This is a genomic window from Alkalimonas sp., from assembly GCF_020831925.1.
Classification (GTDB): domain Bacteria; phylum Pseudomonadota; class Gammaproteobacteria; order Enterobacterales; family Alteromonadaceae; genus Alkalimonas.
This window is the reverse complement of sequence record NZ_JAFIFQ010000010.1, coordinates 56,404-72,927: the sequence shown is the minus strand read 5'-3', so window position 1 is coordinate 72,927 and position 16,524 is coordinate 56,404. Positions and strand designations below refer to the sequence as shown.

Genomic DNA, 16,524 nt, shown 5'->3' with positions numbered 1-16,524 from the left:
AAGTAAAAAAGGTGTAGGTAGTACCCGTAACGGTCGCGATTCAGAAGCTAAACGCCTAGGTGTTAAGCGCTTCGGTGGTGAGTCTGTTTTAGCGGGTAACATCATTGTTCGTCAGCGTGGAACCAAATTCCATGCCGGTAATAACGTAGGTATCGGTCGTGACCATACCCTGTTTGCACTGTCTGACGGCAAAGTTCAGTTTGAAGTAAAAGGCGAGCACAATCGCAAATACGTCAGCATCGTTGCTGAATAAGCTTCCTGCTGCGATAAGACCCCGCCCTGGTGCGGGGTTTTTTGTATCTGCTAACCGTGAAACAGACTGCGAAGGTTTTGCTGCGGGTACTTTGGTATATACTAGTGCTGAGCATAGCGTGATGCACTCCATATTCTTTGAATCAGGTAACCACAGATGAAATTTGTTGATGAAGCCGTGATCCGGGTAGAAGCCGGCGATGGTGGGAACGGAATAATCAGTTTTCTGCGCGAAAAATTTATTGCCAAAGGCGGCCCGAATGGTGGCGACGGCGGTGATGGTGGTGACGTGTATTTGGTGGCAGATACCAATCTGAATACCTTGGTAGATTATCAATTCGAACGTTTTCACCGTGCCGAACGTGGTCAGAATGGCATGAGCAAGAACTGCACCGGTAAACGTGGTGAGGATCTTGAGCTACGTGTACCGGTCGGTACCCGGGCCATTGATATTGATACCAACGAAGTGATTGGTGATCTGACTAAGGCAGGCCAGCGTCTTCGGGTGGCGAAAGGTGGCTGGCATGGCCTTGGCAATGCCCGCTTCACCAGCAGTACCAACCGAGCCCCACGCAAGAAAACCAACGGTACTCCCGGTGAAATCCGGAATTTGCAGCTCGAGCTGATGTTGTTGGCGGATGTTGGATTGCTTGGTTTGCCCAATGCCGGTAAGTCGACCTTGATCCGCTCTGTATCCGCTGCTAAGCCCAAAGTCGCAGATTATCCTTTTACCACCTTGGTCCCGAACTTAGGCGTCGTTCGGGTCGATGCCCATCGCTCTTTTGTCATCGCAGATATTCCGGGATTGATTGAAGGTGCTTCCGAGGGGGCTGGCTTGGGGATTCAGTTTTTGCGTCACCTGGAACGCTGTCGCCTGCTGATCCATCTGGTTGATGTGTTGCCAGCCGATGGTTCGGATCCGGCGGACAACGCCAAAGTGATCGTTGAGGAGCTGCATAAGTACAGCACTAAGCTGGCTGATAAGCCGCGCTGGTTGGTGTTTAACAAAACCGATTTGGTACTCGACGATGAGTTGGCCGAGATCCAAGCCAAGGTGGTGGCTGCGCTTGATTGGCAGAACCCAGTCTATAGCATTGCTGCTGCCAGCAGTACTGGCACTAAAGAGTTGGCCAAAGCGGTATTTGATTATCTGGATGAATTGCCCAGAGAGCAAGAACATGCCGACGCTGCCGATCCAGAGCAGTTTAAGTGGCATGATGATGAGCCAGTGCACAGTCAGGCGGTCCATCAACCACACGACGACAGCGATGACGATTTCGATGACGACGACGACGATGATTACGAGGTCGAAGTCATTTACCAGCGTTAGCAGGAGGCGATATGATTTCGATGATCGCTGCTATGGCGCACAATCGGGTGATCGGGTTGGATAACGACATGCCCTGGCATATGCCAGCCGATTTGCAGCACTTTAAGCGTCTTACCACAGGTAAAACCGTGCTGATGGGGCGTAAGACCTATGATTCCATTGGTCGCGCCTTGCCAAACCGCCGTAATCTGGTGATAAGCCGTCAGCTGGCGCCTGAGGGTACTGATGCCGAATGGTTTAATAGCCTGGATGCGGCTTTAGCTGCAACCAGCGTAGATGAAGAAATAATGGTGATGGGTGGGGCGGAAATCTATCGGCAGTGTCTGCCAAAAGCAGAGCGTCTTTATCTGACAGAAATTGATGCAGAGTTGGCAGGCGATACCTGGTTCCCAGATTACCTTGCTGTTGCCAGTTGGCAGTTGCTTTCGGAAGAAAAGCATCCAGCTGATACCAAAAATCCATATGCGTATCAGTTTATTACTCTGCAACGGGTGGTTTAGCTGATCAACATTTGCGCAGGCTGCTACATATTGCTACTATGATTTTAAAGCTGATGTGTATTTGAGGAGACGTAGATGAAGTTGTTGCCTACTTTGGTTTGTAGTGCTGTGCTTGCCGGAGCCATGGTGTTTGCACCTGTTGCTTCAGCCGATCAGCAACTAGCCGCCTCCATGTGTGACTACGTGGCTGCAGATGATCGCAATCGCTTTCGTAAAGTATTAAGTGACTACCGTTTACGACTGCGGAATATATACGATGGGGTGGTTTGCAATGGCGAAAGCTTGGTTCGGCATGCATTTCGTAGCAATGCGAATGATGTTGGCGAATTTATTATTCGTCAGTTACCGGGCTCGCAACTGGCCGACTCAGGAGATATAGAGTGGGCACAGGCCAATGGCTTTGGTGATACGCCATTGTTTGCGTCACTGCAGGATCGTGCGGGCAGCTAACATTAACGGTACGCCCAATAAAAAAATCCGCCAAACGGCGGATTTTTTTATTGGGCATAGCAACCTGGATCAGACTTTAAACTGATCGACTGACTGTCGTAGTTCCTCAGCCAAGCGAGCAACTTCGTGGCTGGAGTCCGAGGTTTGCTCGGCACCCGATGCGGTTTCTTCAGCAATTGAAACAATCGACTCAAGCAGCTGGCTGATATCATTGGCCACTTGGTTCTGCTCTTCTGCCGCGTGGGCGATTTGCTCACTCATATCCCGTGCCTGGTGCACAGCGTGGGTAATCGAATCCAGCGCCTTGTCCTGAATGTCGGTCTGCGCAACGCAGTTCTCAGCTTGCTTCTTGCCTTTCTTCATGGCTTCTACCGCATTCTGCGCACCTTTTTGCAGCACTTCAATCATCGCCTGAATTTCTTGCGTTGACGCCTGCGTTTTGCTGGCCAGTGAGCGTACTTCGTCGGCAACCACAGCAAAACCGCGGCCTTGCTCGCCGGCCCGCGCAGCTTCAATTGCAGCATTCAGTGCCAGCAAGTTCGTTTGCTCGGCAATACCACGGATCACATCCAAAATACTACCAATGGAGGCACTGTCTTGATGCAGCTTGTTTATGACCAAAGAGGCTTGCTCTACTTCGTGCGACAGTTCGGTAATGATTTGCTTGTTGGTCTGTGAGATCCCTTTGACGCGCTCGGCTTCACTATCGGCATTCTTGATTTCTGCCAAGGCGTCACCGGCGCTCTGCATGACACCTTGTGAGGTGCTGCTCATCTCAGTGGTAGCGGTCGCAGCCTGCGTGACCTGAGACTTTTGCTCCTTAATGGCACCACTGGTTTGAACCGTGATAGCTGAGGTTTGTTCTGAGGCGGCTGCCAGCTGGGTAGAGCGGGAAATGATGCCCTTAATCAGTTGTTGCAGGCTGTCGATGACCTTATTGCAATTACGCGACAGCTCGGCAAACTCATCGTGGCCTTTCACATCGAGTTTACGGGTCAAATCGCCGGAAGCTACAATGCCTAGAATCTCATTAACCCGGTGCAGCGGTTGGGTTATGCTGCGTACTGTCCAGATAGTAATACCAGCAGCCAGCACCACAGAGATAAACATCACCACAAAGTTGAAGGTTACCGCATTGCTGACATTCGAAGCAGAAGCTTGCTGAATATCGTCGGCTGCACTGCGGGCTTGGCTAAGCAGGGCATTCAGTTGAGTTAAACCTGCATTGGTATGCTGATCTGTCTGGGCAAGTAAAGTCTCTGCAGCCTCAATCGATTGTAGATGCTGTTCTTTCAAACGGATCAAGCCATTACTGCCAGATAAGAGTTGCTCGATTTCTGTTACTTTCTCTGCCAAATCAGACACTAAATCAAGGCTGCCAGCTTGTTGCTGCACAGTGGCAAAATTTTGAGTTAGCTCACTCAGGCGAAAATTCAGTTCATTCGCGACAGTATTAGCAATGACGGGGTTTTCGGTACGAATCAGATCGACCGCTGTACTTATCAAAGTATTCAGACCCATTTCAATCTGAGTTGCTGATTCATAAGCGTCGGGAAAGCGAGTGCGAACACCGCTGACATCGGTAAAATCCAGAATAAACATAGCGGCATCGTCGGATGCTGTTTCCAGCGCTTCCATCCGTTGATTCAGGTTGTCGCGTAAAGTCAGACGATTCGTAAGCTCATCAAATAAACGATCACTGGCTGGTAGGAATTGATTGTAGACGTCACGTACCTGGTTGTAGGCAACTCTTAGCTCTTCTTCATTTTCAAGCGCCTGCTGTAAGTTTTGCGCTGAGCGGTTGAAGGTTTCGCGCTCTTGATTAAACTGGCGCTGGAAACGACTGATCTCATCCAGCTCATCGGCATAAAAAGCCTGCAGGCTGATTTTGCTCATAATAACAAACTGGCTCTGCAACGCCGAGCTGTTCTCCAGGGCCGGAATGGATACGTTGTTTACCTGGGTGGTGGAGTTATTGATGCTGTTCAGACTAAAGTATGCTGAGATACCAATGATCAGCAGTAGTAAGGAGATGATGCCGAAGCCACCAATGACCCTGAGCGCTACAGTTAACTTCATAAAAACTCCCGATGGACTGGCCAGTCAGACATTTATAGAGAAAAGTCTGTTGAATCAGCCATTAGTTTAGCTAAATTCATGCTGAATACCAAAGGCTAAAGTAAGCTGAGAGCCGCATTAGTCGATCAGCATGGTTTTTTTCTGATATCCGTTGACACTATACCGCTGTTTTGTCTGAATACAATAGGCGGTTAACAGATTCCCCCAGACGCAGCCAGTGTCAAGCGCTATGGCTTTTGGGTGAAGACAGACGCCATTTAAAGCCGCCCAGTGACCAAACAAAATGGTGGTTGTGGCCTGCTGTGGCCAAAAGTCAAACCAGGGTTTCAGTGGGCTCTTGCTGTCGGGCTCGCCTTTTTCTTGGAGCTCAAGCCTGCCATCAGGATGGCAAAACCGCATTCGGGTCAGTGCATTGATGGTAAAGCGCAGCTGATCATCCATGTTGTCTGAGGTCGACCAGCTGCTGGGCTCATTGCCATACATAGTGGCCGTTAGGGACTTAGCATCCTGTTGCAGTGCTTCGGACACTCTTTGTGCCTGCGCGAGAGCCTGAGTACGATCCCAACCCGGCGGAATACCAGCATGCACCAGTAAATGTTGTTCATCTGGGCTATGGACCAGAGGCTGTTGGGTTAACCAATGAATAAGTTCGTCAAAATCTGCTGCCTTTTGCAGACTATCCAGTTGATCACTGACTTTAATGCGGCCGTAGCCATAGGCACTGGCAATCAGATTTAAATCGTGGTTGCCTAGAACTGTAACCGCTGCAGTGCCTAGATCGCGGATAAAACGCAGTGTTTCAAGTGATTTTGGGCCTCGGGCAACTAAGTCACCACACAACCACAGTTGATCCTGTTTTTCATTGAAATCAATAGTAGTCAGCAGATGCTGCAGTTGGTCATAGCAACCCTGAATATCACCAATGACGTAACTAGCCACAATAGTTCCTGTTAATGCAAAATATTGGGCAGTGCCAGGCGGAACAGTGGGATTGCCACCTGAAACTCCTGTTGGTTTTTATCCAGCATAATGTAGTGGCCTTGCATGGTGCCTACCGGCGTTTCCAAAATAGCACCACTGGTGTAACTGTAACTTTCATTGGGTGCCAACACTGGTTGTTCGCCAACCACACCTTCACCATCTACTTCTACTTGCTTGCCGTTGGCATCGCTTATTAACCAATGTCTGCGCAGGAGCTGTATGGTTTCAGTGCTTTTGTTCTCTATCTGGATGCTGTAGGCAAACACATATTTGTGCTCGTCAGGCACGGACTGTGCGGCAATGTAAAAGGTTTCTGCTGTCACCCGGATGTCTGCTGGGTTCATGAGGCTTTGCTTTCCTGTTGCGTGGCTAACCAGCGGCCAATGCGAATAAAGTCATCAACCGATAATTGCTCCGGACGTTGCCCCGGATCAAGATCAAGGGATTCAAGTTGCTCGGCCGTAGCCAGATTACCCAGACAATTGCGTAGCGTTTTACGGCGTTGATTGAAGGCTTCCAGGCAGACCTGGTTTAGTAAGTGCACTGGCACCTGTTCTGCTTCAGGTCGGTTGCGAGGTAAGAGCCGGACCACAGCGGAATCTACTTTAGGAGCAGGCTTAAATGCGCCAGGGCCCACTTCTACCACAGGTAAGGCCTCGCAATAGTACTGCGTCATCACCGTTAAACGGCCAAATGCTTTACTACCAGGAGCTGCGGTCATGCGTTGTACTACTTCCTTTTGCAACATGAAGTGCATGTTTTCAATCAAAGGGCAAAAATGGAATAAATGGAACAGTAAGGGGGTAGAAATATTGTACGGCAGATTACCGAAGATTTTCATCTTCTTGCCCGGCTCAGCCAGGCTGGCAAAGTCAAACTTCATCGCATCAGTTTGGATGATGGTTAGTTTATCTGCCAGTAATGGGTGCTGCGCCAAGCGTGCTGCGAGGTCCCGATCCAGCTCAATGACCGTGAGTCGATCTGTACGTTCTGCCACCGGCTCGGTAATAGCACCCAGGCCAGGGCCAATTTCTATCAGTATTTCACCGACTTGTGGTCGGATGGCTTTGACAATGCGCTCGATAACGACGGGATCGTGTAAAAAGTTCTGACCAAAACGTTTTCTGGCTTTGTGTTCGGTTTGATTCATAGGCTTGAGGTTGCTCCGGCGGTGCGAAGAGATGCACGCTGAATAAGTTGAATGGCCTGCTCGACGGCATGCAGCAAGCTGCCGGGATCGGCTTGGCCAGTTCCTGCCAAATCAAGGGCTGTGCCGTGATCGACCGAGGTACGAATTAAGGGTAAACCCAGGCTGATATTGACCGACTTACCAAACCCCATGTGCTTGAGTACTGGTAGACCCTGATCATGATACATGGCCAACACGGCATCGGCATCGTTCAGGTACTTGGGTTGAAACAAGGTATCAGCCGGTAAGGGGCCTACCAAGTCCATGCCTTGCTGCCGTAACATTTCCAGGGTAGGAATCATGATATCCAGCTCTTCCCGCCCAAGATGCCCATTCTCACCGGCGTGGGGATTCAGGCCACAGACATAGATACGAGGCCGCTCAATGCCAAATTTTTGCTGCAGATCCTGATGCAAGACCTGCAGTACCACTTGCAAACGTTCCCTGGTAATGGCTTTCGCGACATAAGCCAGTGGGATATGAGTGGTTGCCAGTGCGACTCTGAGCCCTTCTGTCGCCAGCATCATCACGACGTGGCTGCTGTTGCACTGATGAGCAAAAAATTCGGTGTGGCCGCTAAACGGGATGCCAGCCTGATTGATGATACCTTTATGTACTGGGCCGGTTACGATAGCGGCAAAAGCCCCGGCGATAGTTTGTTCACCGGCAAAACGGAGAGTTTCAACCACATAATGACCATTGGCCTCATTCAGGATACCCGGCTCTACGGCTTCAGTAGTCTGAAAAGGAGCCAGTGTCAGGCTACCAGCCCGTTGTGGACGGGCCGCTTGGTCCGGTTGATAGGGGAGCAACTCGACCTGCAGCCCCAGTAGTTTTGCCCGTTGTTGTAGTAGCTCGGCATCAGCACAGACCACCAGTTCAACTGGCCAGTCACGACTGGCCAGTTGCAGTACTAAATCAGGACCTATGCCCGCCGGTTCGCCCGGAGTAATACCAAGACGCTGCGTCATGCTTTAATCCACAACCTCAATGTAGGCTTCATCACGAAGCTCACGCAGGAAGGTGGTAGACTCTTCACTAAAGCGGCGATTAAAAATCATTCGGTAGATTTGCTCACGTTGCCGATCAGCAGTGGCATCGACCGAGCGGCGCTCCAGCACTTGTACCACATGCCAGCCGTGTTCAGTCCGAAATGGCTCACTGATTTCATTCAGATCCAGGCTGCGTAAGGTGTCACGGAACTCAGGCACAAAAATATCAGGCTCTGCCCAGCCCAGATCACCGCCATTATTGCGTGACCCAGGGTCCTCTGAATGCTCGCGGGCAAAATCGGCAAAGCTGACAGTGCCATTACGGAAATCTGCGACAAAGCGGGCAAGCCTATCACGGGCGCGTTCCTCACTTAAGATAATGGACGGCCGGATCAGCACATGGCGTGATTTAACTTCCTCGATTTCAGCGACATTCTCACCTCGGATATCAAAGATGGTCAGGATATGAAAGCCTGCGCCTGAACGAAGTGGACCTATCATGTCGCCACGACGCTTACCGCGGATGGCTTCGGCAAACAAGGTTGGCATTTCATTGATGTTCATCCAGCCCATATCGCCGCCTTCAAGGGCTCGACTGCCGGATGATGACGTAATGGCCTGCTGGCGAAAATCAGTTCCCTCTCTTAGCAACTCGAGCACACGCTCAGCTTGTCGACGGGCTTGTTCAATATCATCGGTACTGGCTTGATTGGGCACACCAATTAGAATATGGCCAATGTTGTACTGTTCGGATGTGGCTCCTTGCTCCTGCATCACCCGTAGTAAGCTTTCAACCTCTTGCGGGCTGATGTAAATGCGGCGCTGAACAGCATTGCGCATCACTTCGTTGGTGGTAATCTCTTCGCGCAAACGCTCACGAAATTGCTGATAGCTGCCTTCTTCTTGCTCAACCTGCAACCTGAACTGATCCAAGCTCATGCCTTCGCCTGCAGCAATGCGCTGAATGGTTTGATCCAGCTGGGCATCGCTGATTTGCAGGCCCATACGATTGGCCATCTGCATTTGCAAGCTGGTTTGTATTAGGCGCTCCAAGGCCTGTACTCGTAAGACTTGATCCGAGGGTAAACCCTGGCCCTGTGAGGCAGCATTCCGCTTCACGCGATCCACGACTTCCCGGACTTCGGACTCAAGCACTACACCACTATCAACAATGGCTGCGATCCGATCGATCTCCCGCTCAGCGCCATGGCTCTGAGGCCCGGACAGCAAGCAACCGACAAGTACAATACAGGACAATAATCTCATAAACCCCTACACTAATTATTCAATAAATATGGACGGCGATAGCTGAAGATGCCATTAGATAACATGTCTGTGACGGCAAAACCAGCATTATCACCAAAGCCTTTTAACACAAATTGCAGCGAAATACCGTGATCAAAGCGTCTGGGTGCAGCGAAGTCAAATGGCTCTCTACCCAGTTCTGCCATAATTTGTCGTCTTGCGACAACACGGACTGCCCAGCAACAGGACTCAAATTGTAACCCGAGATGCGCATCCAGTAACTGGCTGCGCTTTAAGTCGTAATAATAACTGGCGACCAGTTGCCATTCATCAGCAACTGGCAAGGTACCCAGCAAACCAATCTGACTGATTTCGTAGTCTGAGACTGCCTGACTGTATCGATGGTTCAACTGAAACAGCTTTTTGTCACTGCCGCGGTAATCCAGAGTGGCATTGCTTTTGACCAGAGTGCGGCTATCACTGTCGTACTGCACACCGGCACTGACAAACCAACGATGGTGCCATTGCCACATAGCCTCTGCGGCTAGCATCGACTCAATACTGGTCAGATTTTGCTGGTGGGGATCATCCTGCTCTGTGGGTGATTCCAGAAAAATAATCTGGCCCAGACTAAAACGAAACAGCTCTCGATCAGAGCCATCATAAATTCGGCTGGTTGCGCCTAAGGTCAGTTGATTCGCTTCGTTAATGCGATCCAGGCCCGAAAAGCGGTTCTGACGGAAAAGTCCATAGTAGTCATCCTGTAGCCGGGTGGTGTCGTACAAGCCAATGTTGCGCTGGTCTCTGTAAGGTACATAAAGATATTGCAGTTGTGGCTCTAATGTCTGGATGCCGCCTTCTGAGCTACCTTGCAACGGACGCTCAAAGTTAAGTTGAGCACGCAAACGGAACTTGGGCAAGGTACGTTGTACCCGACTATTTTCCTGCGGTAAAAATTGATGGCTATTCTGCTGGTAGCGGGTATGCATTAGGCTGGCTTCAGCCACCAACTCAGCGCCCGGAGTGATCCAGGGCAGCCTGAGCTCTGGTTCCAGATGGGTGCGATGCGCAGAGTGGATCAGGGCGGCATCGTTGCGAAAGTGGGTATAGTTTGCGTGCCAATCGAGTTCAAACCAGGCAAGTTGCAGGGCCTCTGCTGCCCGAACTTCCAGTTGAGGTACTGCCATATAGGCTTTGTCATAGTCACCCAGTACCGAGAACCCTTGCAACTGCAAGCGTGCTAGCATTTGATCGCCAAAATAAGAGAGGTTCGCTTGCTTTAGTAATTGCGTATCGGTGGGGTTAACATGATCGGAACCCAGCTCGCTGAGATAAGCATCATCACTTATTTCAGTCACATCGACAGTCGCGCGCCAGCGAGGGTTTAAGTCACTAAGTTGCTGATAGTGACCCAGATAGCGTTTGCCCAGCTCTGATCTATCTTGATCCTTGTGCATGTATTCCAGATGCATCAGTCCCTGATGTGCTTCCGTCAGATAACGAAACTCAGATTTTAACTGAAAGCCTCGATTCGTCATTAACCGAGGCGTTAGCGTCATATCGTAATTTGGTGCCAAGTTCAGATAATAGGGTAACTCTAAATCCACACCCAACCGTTGCGAGTTACTCACCTTGGGCAAAAGCAAGCCTGAGCGACGTTCATCGGAGATAGGAAATGACAGGTAGGGCAAATACAAGACTGGAACATCATGAACCCTAAATACGGTATGCCAGGCTTCACCCCAGCCTTCATCGGCGTTCAGTTGAATGCGGTTTGCATGCAAAGCCCAGCTGTTATCCCCGTCCGGACAGGCAGTAAAGTTGGCGCGCTCCAATTGCAGTTGTCGCTCAGTGACTGACAGAACCTCTGCCGCTCCTCGACCTGCCTGCTCAACCAACTGATAATGTGCTTCTGATAATTCGACCCGATTAGTGGCGAGATCAGCTCGAAATTGTTGACTGCGCACGGCAATGGCGGAGCTGAAATAATCGATGCCTCCTTGAGCCAGAATTTGTTGTTTGCTCTGGTCGTAACTAGCTTGAGGTGCTTGCAACAAGGTATCACGATAGCTGACCTGAACAGCCCCATCAAAGCTGGCATATTGATTATTACTAAGCCGCAATCCTTCGGATTCGATACGCACCTGATTGTTGGTACGATCAAGGTTCGCAAACGCTGCAGGTTGAATCAGCGGAGCATAACAACTGAGCGGTGTCGCTTCCGATAGCGTTTCCGGTATTTTTGCAGCTATACCAGAGGGCTGGACACAAAGTAGGGCCATCAGGCAGCCTATCGCCAGGCTGGTCAAGCGAAACGTCATCTGTTTGTTAAACCTTGATCTGTCTTTGGATGAATGCGCGAGTGCTTATGATAAAGCAAATTGTTGTACCCCGCCATGCTGTTCTGTTGCCAAGCCGCACAAACGCTATGTGAGAGACTGGTACAGTCACGTAGTACTGGTATAATAGCTGCCATTTGATGCTGGATACTGGCTGTTATACGGGGGGCTGTCTGACTATCTGCTTAGCTGGAAAACTTCCCAAGGCTCTGAAGGAGTTCTCTGGTGTGGGGTAAAATTCTTGGAGCCTTATTTGGTATGGCTATTTTACGCTTACCCGGTCTCTTTATCGGTTTATTGGTAGGGCATTGGTTTGATCGGGCGCTAAGCCGGCAATTTGAACGTCAGGGTGGCTTCCAGCGTTTATTCCGCAATCAGCAAGAAGCCCAGGGCATTTTTATGTTTAGTACCTTTGCCGTGATGGGACATCTGGCGAAGTCATCTGGTGTGGTGACACCGGCCCACATTCGCCAGGCTCAGCACTTTATGGAGCAGCTTGGCCTGAACGCTGCTCAGCGAAAAGAGGCACAAGATGCCTTTCGGGATGGCAAAGCCAGCCACTTTCCCTGGCAACAACAACTGCAGGAATTAAAAGAGGCCTACCGCAACCGGCCTGATGTTCTGATGCTGTTTTTGGAAATTCAACTCGGTATTGCTTTGGCTGATGGTAAAATCATCCCACGGCAGCGGACGCTTTTGAGCCTGATAGCAGAGCAACTGGATTTTTCGGCCCTGCAGTTTGAACAAATCCTCGGGCGTTATGAAGCGGAGGCTCGCTTTACCCATCGTCGACACCAAAGCCGAAGCACACAGCAGTCCGATTCGAGCCTGGCGGATGCTTATGCTTTGCTGGGTGTATCTGCTGGCTGCAGTGAAGCTGAGTTGAAGAAGGCCTACAAACGATTGATGGCGCAGCATCACCCGGATAAATTAATCGCTCAGGGGATGCCGAAAGAAATGCTGGAACTGACCAAGCAAAAAACCCAAGAGATACAGGCAGCTTATGCGCTTATCAAGCAAAATCGGGCGCGTTGATTCCTTTTTTCATTTACTTTTTCAGAGGTAGCGTGCATGCAAATGGATGCCAGTTGGCTGCAGCGTTTGAAGAAAATTGAGCAAAGCCATTATTTTCAAGGCTTTGTGATTGCAGTTATTGTAATTGCGGCGCTAGCCGTAGGCGCGAAAACCTATCGCCTGCCTGGGTGGCTTGAACAGGGCATCAGTGTGCTTGATGTAGCGATTACCCTATTCTTTTTAGTCGAAATCAGCATCCGCTTTTTATCAGCTGAGCAGAAAAAAAGGTTCTTTCATGACGGTTGGAATTTGTTTGATACCTTAATTGTTGTGGCTAGTCTGATTCCGCTGCCAGACAGTGAGATGGTGGTAATTGGTCGTTTACTGCGAGTGCTGCGAGTGCTGCGCTTGGTATCCATTGTTCCTGAGCTGCGCTTTTTAATCAATGCCTTGCTAAAAGCCATTCCTAAGATGGGCTATATTGCGCTGTTGATGTTTATCATTTTCTATATTTTTGCGGCGGTTGGTTCTATTTTCTTTGCCAAGATTGATGAATTCCTGTGGGGTGATATTGCGATTTCCATGCTAACCCTGTTCCGGGTCGCGACCTTTGAGGATTGGACTGATGTCATGTACGACACTATGGAGGTTTATCCGCTTAGCTGGATTTACTACATCGTGTTTATTTTCCTGACCACCTTTATTTTCCTGAATATGATGGTGGGGGTGATTCTGGAAATTATGACCAACGAAACCCGAAAAGAAGATCATCAGCAGCAAGAGGACCACCATACTGAGTTGCTGCAGCAGCTAACCGCACTGCAGCAACAGGTGGCCCGATTAAACAGCCGGTTGGATCAGCAGCAGGATACCGTCGCTGGTAGAGCAGGGGATGGTTGAGCTGCAGTGGCGGCGGCTGGCAGCAGGTAATTATCAAAGGTAAACACTTCAGAGCTTTCCAGCGAGACTTTACGGTACCCTTCGGATTCTTCCAGCACCACCACTTCGCTGGTTACTGTATGAATGGTGCATTGATCCGTTGGCAGCAGCTCCGCCAGGTAGCGAGCCATGGCACGTAACTGGGAACTGGCTGCCAGGCGACGTGTTTCTGCTTCATCATGGCAAATATGAGCTTGCTCAATCAACGTCATGGTGCTGCCAACACTGCTGATTGGTTCCGGAATCACTTCAACTGGCACGATGACCACGGGAGCTGGGGAAGAGCACGCTTGCAACAGGCCTAGGCCTGCTAAAGTAAACAGGATACGAGTTGTATTTTTCATCACTGATACCAAAAGAATGTGTTGGGGAACACTCGCTACAGATTATAGTCCGAGATAGCTGAGCCAGCCATACACCTCTTTATACATCACTTGTTGTGTGGTTTCCAGCTCGGCATGGCCTGTTAGCAGACGCTGACGGTACATTAAATTTGCATGTCGCTGACTCCATTGTCGTCGAAGCTCAAAGGTACTGGTTATATGCAGGTGGTCATGATGATGCGCCAGATCGAGTACAGGGATCGTCTGGCGAGAGATCCGTTGCGCCAACTGACGATTACTGGCTGGGTCGGTATGATAACTGCTTAGGAAAACCAATGCTTCTGGTTGTCTGGCTAGCTGGGCCCAATCCAGCTGGCTGAGTAAGCTGCCGCTTTGCCCTTGTGCCAGGATCACCAGGTGACCTGCCTGCCAATCTTGCTGAGTCAGTACCAGCTGCAATTGCTGTTGGAAATGATTCAACGTCTCGTCATTGTCTATCTCAGTCTCAGAGTCTGTACTGACAGGATAGTTTGGAAGGATGGCAACGGTAGACCAGCCGTGCTCAGTCATTGCTTGGCGCAGGAAGTTGATTTGGCGTGGTGAGGCTGGATGCTGGCTTGGATCCGGCAACAATAAAAGTGTCCCTTGTTGATAGGGCGTCATGGCTTCCCTATGCACAACCAATAAAGCATTTGGTACTTCACCAAGAAGACGTAGTTCCCAGTCTGGCAGGTAATGCTGAAGATCTGCCTGCAGCCAATTTGGTTGGGTTTGTGCTGTTGCTGGCAGGCCAGACAGGAGCAACAGCAAAAGCACTACGAAACCAAAGGATTGCATCTGAAGCTCCGGCTGAGTATTTGGTTAGAGCACCTTGTATCGGCCAGCAGGGGAAAAAATTAAAAAAAACCGCTGACTGGCAGCGGTTTTTTAGGCAAGAGACCAGCGATTAACGCATTACAGGCTCTTTAATACGGGCAGTAACCAGAGCTTCGATACGCTGGTTAGCACGATGCGCTTCACGGGTTGCACCTTCCATCCGCGGACGGCTGAAGCCGTAACCGACAGTGCTGATGCGTGAACGCTCAATACCATGGGTGTTGACCAACAGATCAGCAACTGCTTTTGCACGACGCTCAGACAGGCGCTGGTTGTAATCGGCGGCACCAATACGTGAAGCATGGCCTTCGATTTCAACAGTGGCTGTTGGGTAACGTTTCAGGTAGTCAGCCAGACGGGCAACATCTGCACGTTGCTCGCGGGATACTTCAGCAGAGTCGAATGCAAACAGAACACGGATTTCTGCGCTGCCAACACGTTGCTCAACTTCCTGATACACAGTACAACCACGCTCATCTACTTTGTGGCCGCGTGGAGTGTTCGGGCACTGATCCAAATGATCTGGTACGCCGTCACCATCAGAATCAACCACTGCTGGCTGAGCTGGAGCTGGTGCCGGAGCAGGTGCTGGTGCTGCAGCAGAAGAGCTACCGAACACATAGGTCAAACCTGCTTTGATACCTGCATCCGCCCAAGTGCCTTTATTCAGACCTTGGTAACGGTTGGCTTCTGCAAAGAAAGCCACATTTTCATTCAGGAAAGCGCGGTAACCAATACCAACGTTTGCAGAGTTGGTTTTGTCAATGGTATGACGGTTTAAACCAGCAACCAGGTAAATGTTGCTATCGTTTAAATGGTACATAGCATCAACACCAAAGCGGTTGCCAGTAATACGATCACCAGTTAACTTGTTTTTCAGACGCTGGCGGGCGTAATCGGCACGAACTGCCCAGTTGTCATCAAAGCGGTAACCCAGCTCCAGACCTACACCAGGTCCACGGGTCAGGTAATCGAACTCAACATTGCGAGTTTTTTTGCGATCTGGCATGTAGTATTCTGCAAACACAGAACCAAACATACGCTCTTGCAGCTCTGCGGCTGATGGGGTGTTAGCATAAGCAGTGCCGGCCATCATTGGCAAAGCAACAGCTACAGCTACTGAACAAATTTTACGTTTCATCCATTTCTCCTTTAGGTGAAGTCTTACTTGCCAATTTTATAGGGAAATTGATTACTTAACAAACCAATCCCGTAAATAAAGCAGGCAAATGCTGAAAAACAACAGTTTCTGATAGTCACAGCTATCTTAAGCAGGGAAGCTGAACCCCAGGTTAACAAAATGCGCTAAGTGTAGCAGTTTTTTATGGTTTTGGCATTACGATTTCTGTGGGCATATTCAGTTAAAATACGCAGTCGCTATGGAACTGAAGCCAGTTGCCGTGAACCGGATGATGAAACCCCAGTGACTCTGCATGCAACAGGAGTCGCTGCGCAGAAGGCGCAGATTGTTTGCTGTAAAATTTATCACCAACAATGGGATGTCCAAGCCACTGCATATGCACCCGCAGTTGGTGCGAGCGGCCGGTCACCGGGATGAGTGCCACCTTGCTTGCTGCATCGCTATGGGCCAGAAGCCGAAAGTGTGTGCAAGCCGGCTTGCCATGTAAAAAGCAAACTTTTTGTTGCGGGCGTTTGGGCCAATCGCAAATAAGGGGAACTTCGATGGTACCTGTCTGGATGGTTAATTGGCCTTCCAACCAGGCAATATAGCGTTTTTGCACTTGTCGTTCGGCAAACTGACGGTTCAAATGCCGTTGGCTTTGCAAGTGCATGGCCATCACCACTAAACCCGAGGTTGCCATATCCAACCGATGGACCACCCGGGCTGTCGGGAAAACCCGTTGCACTCGCCAGCTTAGACTATCCTGATGCTCTGGTGCTTTACCGGGTACCGATAACAAGCCGCTCGGTTTATTCAATACCAGAATATCCTCATCCTGGTATTGAATATCCAGATAAGGCTGAAGGGGTGGCCGGTAATCAATCAACATTTT

Annotated in this window: 17 protein-coding genes; 6 read left to right on the top strand and 11 right to left on the bottom strand. The window is 50.0% G+C overall.

Features of this window, described 5'->3' with window-relative positions; translation table 11 throughout:
* The 4 genes from rpmA to JJU14_RS05395 all read left to right on the top strand — a co-directional run.
* The coding region (gene rpmA / locus JJU14_RS05410; protein ID WP_228611574.1) for a 50S ribosomal protein L27 at positions 1–253 on the top strand (253 nt) is incomplete at its 5' end.
* 156 nt (positions 254–409) lie between these two features.
* Positions 410–1,582 (top strand): Obg family GTPase CgtA, encoded by a 1,173-nt coding sequence (gene cgtA / locus JJU14_RS05405; protein ID WP_228611572.1) that lies wholly within the window; start codon positions 410–412, stop codon positions 1,580–1,582.
* 11 nt (positions 1,583–1,593) lie between these two features.
* The gene (gene folA / locus JJU14_RS05400) at positions 1,594–2,082 is read left to right on the top strand and encodes a type 3 dihydrofolate reductase (RefSeq protein WP_228611571.1); all 489 of its coding nucleotides are present in this window, start codon (positions 1,594–1,596) and stop codon (positions 2,080–2,082) included.
* Positions 2,083–2,157: 75 nt separating this feature from the next.
* Entirely contained in the window at positions 2,158–2,532 is a 375-nt protein-coding gene (locus JJU14_RS05395) for a DUF3718 domain-containing protein (protein ID WP_228611570.1), read from the top strand.
* Positions 2,533–2,601: 69 nt separating this feature from the next.
* Here JJU14_RS05395 and JJU14_RS05390 read toward each other — a convergent pair whose 3' ends face one another.
* From JJU14_RS05390 to lptD, 7 genes are all read right to left on the bottom strand, one after another.
* A complete protein-coding gene (locus JJU14_RS05390) occupies positions 2,602–4,611 on the bottom strand; it encodes a methyl-accepting chemotaxis protein (protein ID WP_228611569.1) in 2,010 nt (669 codons plus the stop codon).
* A gap of 117 nt (positions 4,612–4,728) precedes the next feature.
* Positions 4,729–5,550, bottom strand: a complete 822-nt coding sequence (locus JJU14_RS05385; RefSeq protein WP_228611568.1) for a symmetrical bis(5'-nucleosyl)-tetraphosphatase — start codon at positions 5,548–5,550, stop codon at positions 4,729–4,731.
* A gap of 11 nt (positions 5,551–5,561) precedes the next feature.
* Positions 5,562–5,936, bottom strand: a complete 375-nt coding sequence (apaG, locus tag JJU14_RS05380) for a Co2+/Mg2+ efflux protein ApaG (RefSeq protein ID WP_228611567.1) — start codon at positions 5,934–5,936, stop codon at positions 5,562–5,564.
* Positions 5,933–6,742 (bottom strand): 16S rRNA (adenine(1518)-N(6)/adenine(1519)-N(6))-dimethyltransferase RsmA, encoded by an 810-nt coding sequence (gene rsmA / locus JJU14_RS05375; protein ID WP_228611566.1) that lies wholly within the window; start codon positions 6,740–6,742, stop codon positions 5,933–5,935. The genes apaG and rsmA overlap by 4 nt, the downstream gene beginning before the upstream one ends.
* The gene (pdxA, locus tag JJU14_RS05370) at positions 6,739–7,752 is read right to left on the bottom strand and encodes a 4-hydroxythreonine-4-phosphate dehydrogenase PdxA (protein WP_228611565.1); all 1,014 of its coding nucleotides are present in this window, start codon (positions 7,750–7,752) and stop codon (positions 6,739–6,741) included. The genes rsmA and pdxA overlap by 4 nt, the downstream gene beginning before the upstream one ends.
* A 3-nt stretch (positions 7,753–7,755) precedes the next feature.
* Positions 7,756–9,039, bottom strand: coding sequence for a peptidylprolyl isomerase SurA (gene surA / locus JJU14_RS05365; protein WP_228611564.1), 1,284 nt, complete (start codon positions 9,037–9,039; stop codon positions 7,756–7,758).
* 11 nt (positions 9,040–9,050) lie between these two features.
* A complete protein-coding gene (gene lptD / locus JJU14_RS05360; protein ID WP_228611563.1) occupies positions 9,051–11,339 on the bottom strand; it encodes an LPS assembly protein LptD in 2,289 nt (762 codons plus the stop codon).
* Between the two features lie 243 nt (positions 11,340–11,582).
* Between lptD and djlA the strand changes: the two genes are divergently transcribed.
* Positions 11,583–12,392, top strand: a complete 810-nt coding sequence (gene djlA / locus JJU14_RS05355) for a co-chaperone DjlA (RefSeq protein ID WP_228611562.1) — start codon at positions 11,583–11,585, stop codon at positions 12,390–12,392.
* A gap of 36 nt (positions 12,393–12,428) precedes the next feature.
* On the top strand, positions 12,429–13,271 hold the full coding sequence (locus JJU14_RS05350; protein ID WP_228611561.1) for an ion transporter: 843 nt from the start codon (positions 12,429–12,431) through the stop codon (positions 13,269–13,271).
* On the opposite strand, the gene JJU14_RS05345 is transcribed toward JJU14_RS05350, so the two are convergent.
* From JJU14_RS05345 to JJU14_RS05330, 4 genes are all read right to left on the bottom strand, one after another.
* Positions 13,229–13,654, bottom strand: a complete 426-nt coding sequence (locus JJU14_RS05345) for a hypothetical protein (RefSeq protein WP_228611560.1) — start codon at positions 13,652–13,654, stop codon at positions 13,229–13,231. The two genes, JJU14_RS05350 and JJU14_RS05345, sit on opposite strands and share 43 nt — an antisense overlap.
* Before the next feature lie 42 nt (positions 13,655–13,696).
* Positions 13,697–14,470, bottom strand: a complete 774-nt coding sequence (locus JJU14_RS05340) for a DUF3530 family protein (protein ID WP_228611559.1) — start codon at positions 14,468–14,470, stop codon at positions 13,697–13,699.
* Positions 14,471–14,579: 109 nt separating this feature from the next.
* Complete coding sequence (locus tag JJU14_RS05335; protein WP_228611558.1) at positions 14,580–15,650, bottom strand: OmpA family protein; 1,071 nt, start codon at positions 15,648–15,650, stop codon at positions 14,580–14,582.
* A gap of 220 nt (positions 15,651–15,870) precedes the next feature.
* A complete protein-coding gene (locus JJU14_RS05330) occupies positions 15,871–16,521 on the bottom strand; it encodes an RluA family pseudouridine synthase (RefSeq protein ID WP_228611557.1) in 651 nt (216 codons plus the stop codon).
* Positions 16,522–16,524: the final 3 nt, after the last annotated feature.